At 32.1% G+C, this 3,704-nt stretch carries 4 protein-coding genes and 1 tRNA gene; 2 read left to right on the plus strand and 3 right to left on the minus strand.

Annotated elements, in window-relative coordinates; all coding sequences use genetic code 11:
* Positions 1 to 185: 185 nt before the first annotated feature.
* The gene (locus tag X928_RS00010; RefSeq protein ID WP_012209353.1) at positions 186 to 911 is read right to left on the minus strand and encodes a GntR family transcriptional regulator; all 726 of its coding nucleotides are present in this window, start codon (positions 909 to 911) and stop codon (positions 186 to 188) included.
* Positions 912 to 1,072: 161 nt separating this feature from the next.
* Between X928_RS00010 and X928_RS00015 the strand changes: the two genes are divergently transcribed.
* Positions 1,073 to 1,411, plus strand: a complete 339-nt coding sequence (locus tag X928_RS00015) for a phenylpyruvate tautomerase MIF-related protein (protein ID WP_012209354.1) — start codon at positions 1,073 to 1,075, stop codon at positions 1,409 to 1,411.
* Positions 1,412 to 1,486: 75 nt separating this feature from the next.
* Positions 1,487 to 2,179 carry a hypothetical protein gene (locus X928_RS00020; protein WP_012209355.1) on the plus strand — a complete coding sequence of 231 codons (693 nt, stop codon included), beginning with the start codon at positions 1,487 to 1,489 and terminating at the stop codon, positions 2,177 to 2,179.
* Positions 2,180 to 2,239: 60 nt separating this feature from the next.
* Here X928_RS00020 and X928_RS00025 read toward each other — a convergent pair.
* Together X928_RS00025 and X928_RS00030 are read right to left on the minus strand one after the other, a co-directional pair.
* Positions 2,240 to 2,314 (minus strand) — tRNA-Val (locus X928_RS00025).
* 135 nt (positions 2,315 to 2,449) lie between these two features.
* Entirely contained in the window at positions 2,450 to 3,691 is a 1,242-nt protein-coding gene (locus X928_RS00030; protein WP_103077946.1) for an ISL3 family transposase, read from the minus strand.
* Positions 3,692 to 3,704: the final 13 nt, after the last annotated feature.

Genomic DNA, 3,704 nt, shown 5'->3' on the forward strand with positions numbered 1-3,704 from the left:
TTTGTTCAATATTTCTTTCATTATAAATCCAATGTTGTATGAAGAACCACATCCAACAAAAAGATATTTTTTCTCTTTTGAAAAAGAAAAATCAAGCTCATTTAACTTACTTAAGAGATTGGGGATTCTTCTTATTTCATCTAATGTATAGTAGTGCACTTTTATACTACCTCCTCAGAAAAATCTTATGCCTTTCTGACTATCTTGAATTTGTATTTATCCCCTCTGTAAACTGATTTAACGTATTCAATACACTTTTTATCTTCTATATAGGTATATCTCGTTCTCAATGCAGCAATAGATCCTTCACTTTGGGCCAAATATTTAGCTTGTTCTTTGTTTAAAGTTGTTACCTCGAGAGTTTCTACGGCATGAGTGAATTTTATACCATATTCGTTATTTAGTATTCTATATAACGATTCTTTTGACATATCTCTTTCTATTACGTTCAATACCCTTATATCTGCATTGGGATTCAAGTATGCTGTTTCGATTGCATAAGGCTCTTCATCTAAAAATCGAATTCTTTTTAATAGCACTACTCTCCCGTCTTTTGGAACTTTAAACTCTTCAACTAACTCGGGAGGAATTTCTATTAGCCTGTTTTCTAATACAACGGATTTAGTTGAATGGCCTTGTTTAATTGCTTCATCGGTAAAACCTGTTAGCCTGGTTAATTCTTCCTCTTGTTTTTGTCCTGTATAAAACGTACCTTGTCCTCTTTTTCTTGTTATTAACCCTTCTTTTGAGAGTTCTTCCAACGCTCTTCTTACCGTCAAACGTGAAACACCAAATTTATTGCATATCTCGTTCTCTGTCAACAACCTATCTCCTTTTTTATAATCTTCCTCTAATTCTCTTTTTAAGTCCAGATAAAGTTTATAATAGAGAGGAATAGGGGCTTCTTCCATTTTAATCTCACTCCCTTCTTATTGGTATATTCCAATTATATAATAGTTATAACAATAAGTCAAATTTAAGATTGATTTTTCTGAATTGAATGTGCTAAAATACTTGAGGAAGATTGCGGGGCGAAGGGGCGCTAAATTAGTTTGTTGAAGGAGGCTAAAAAATGCCATATTTAAAGGTAACCACAAATAAAAAGATAGATAACAAAGAAGAATTGTTAAGTATTCTTTCAAAGGAAGTTGCTAACGTTCTTGGTAAACCAGAATTTTATGTTATGGTTAGTTTAGAAGATAGTGCTCATATTCACTTTCAAGGAAGCTCAGATTTAGCAGCTTTTGTGGAATTAAGGAGCATAGGTTTGCCTGAATCACAAACAAAAGATCTCTCTAAGTTACTCTGTCAATTACTAGAGCAACAATTGAATATACCAAAAGATCGCGTGTATATAAACTTCTTAGATATTAAAAACACGATGTGGGGTTGGAAAGGGGATACATTTTAGTTTTAATGAAAAATATTTAACAAATATGCAATTGTTAATGATTTAAAAAAATTAGATAGTAGGGAGCCACCCGCCATGTATAAAGACGAATTAGAAATGCTCGTAAAATTTTTAGGGGAAGACCTATTAAAAGAAGAAAATCAAAAAAAACTTCAAGAACTTGTTTTTAACGAAATTAAAAGAAAAGAAGATTTTCAGTCAACACACGAATTACTCAAAACACTTGAAAGTTATGAGTTAAGGGACTTTTTATATTCAAAACTTTTAGAAAGTTATTTTTCTATTTTCAATATTATTTACGAAAAAGGTAGCCTAAAATACGGAGACGAAAATTACAAAGTTACCATAGATAACGAAACCTTCGATTCTCTTATTGAAATACTGGATGAATCAGAAATAAATGGAGAAATTCTATTTTACCTTCTCTCTAACGATTTAAAAAAGAGAGTAGAAATAATACAACAATTGATAAGCGGAAGATCAAAAAAAGAGTGGAATGAAGAAGAATTAAAAAGCTTTGTAAAAAACTTAAAGCCACTAACAACAAGGTTTCTTGAATTATTGATCGAAAAAGGGAAGTTGAAGTCTGAAGAAATCATGGAAACCTTAGAATTGAAGAACAAAAAATCAGTTTCCGCCCTGGTAAGCGCCATAATCAGAAACGGCCCGAACGATAAAGAAAAATTAATTTTTAAAGACAGTGAGTACATATGTATTAATGAAAAGTACAGAAACAAAATTTTTGAAATTATGAATAATAAAAAATAAAAGCAGGATAAAGTTCATCCTGCTTTTATTAGCAATATATATAAATTGGATGAAAACGAATGGTGGGTGCGGTAGGGATTGAACCTACGGCCTCTTCCGCGTCAAGGAAGCGCTCTCCCACTGAGCTACGCACCCTTTTCCAATCGTATAAAGTATAACATATTTTTTTAACTCTGTCAACAAAATGCGGGCTCTTTGTCAAATATGGTTGATAGAATAGACTGAAGAGATGATGAAAAAGGTAATACAGCGATTTTTTGTTGAGTAGTTTCAGCTCAGAAAGGATAACTGTTTGCAATATGTTGTTCCTTCTGTGATGAAATTTGGTAGTTTTATGAATCTTTCTGGCATCACTCCTAATAGAACTTTTTTGGTATATCTCAAAACTTCCTTGAATCCAAAACTTATTCTTTTTATTAATTTTATGTGTGTATGTCGTCCTTCTACTTTAGCCGTCGTTGTTCTATTAACGAAATATTGGAGTATTTCTTTTTCCCACCTTATATATGTTTTGGCCCATCTCCATACCTGAGGATCTTCACTTTCTTCCATCTTCTCTATCAATATGTGTAATCTTCTTTTCCCTTCTTCATACGTTTCTGCTTTATACATCCATTTCAACATTAGTAGGTATCTATAATACTCTTTTAGATATGGATGTTCCTTCAATGTTTTGTATAATTTCTTTACCTTTTTCTTCTCTTTTAATAATTTCTTTCCATTCAAAAAGAATAATTTTACAGGTATCTTTTTATTGTTATTCGTTACTTCTTCTTCTATCTTTATACTTTCTCTTAGCTTTTTCTGTGCGTCTTTTACTACATGAAAATGGTCCGCTACTACTTTCACTCCAGGTAATTCTTCTTTGACTGCATTCTTAAACGAGGCTCTCATATCGATAGCTACTTCTGTTATCTTTTGCTTTATTTCATACGGTATTTTATTTAAAAATCCTTTCAACTCTTCTTTTTTGTCTGACTTCAATATCGCTATTGTGTTTGAGGTGTTTAATTCTACTATCGTCGTCACCATCTTAAACCCTCTAAATGAGTGTTCATCTATCCCTAACTTTATATCTTCCATATCTTGAAATTTCGTCCAATCTACTTTTACTTCAATCGAATCTAATAAATTACTCACAGTTCTCACACTTACACCAAACTCTTTCGCGGTTGCTGATATGCTCATCTTACGCAAACCCTTTACAATGTTTTCTGTCTCTGCTCTTGTTATTCTTTGCCATCTATAACTTATCTTCTCATCTCTGAAAGTTTTCCCTGTTTTTTTACACATGTATCTTTGTGGTCTGTGTATCAGATATATTCTTTGTGTTCCAACTTTGCCAGCCTTGATAATCCTTTCTTTTGCTTTACCGTTACGTACTATGTATTCTCGCTTGTCTTTACATCCTTTACATTTATACGGACATTCTGGTATCTTTACCTTTTTCGAATATTTCACTTCAAAGTAAATCTCTCCCTCTTTTCTCAAATCTTTTCTCTCTTCTATGATATTTGATGATACA

The organism is Petrotoga miotherma DSM 10691, from assembly GCF_002895605.1.
Taxonomy (GTDB): Bacteria; Thermotogota; Thermotogae; order Petrotogales; family Petrotogaceae; genus Petrotoga; species Petrotoga miotherma.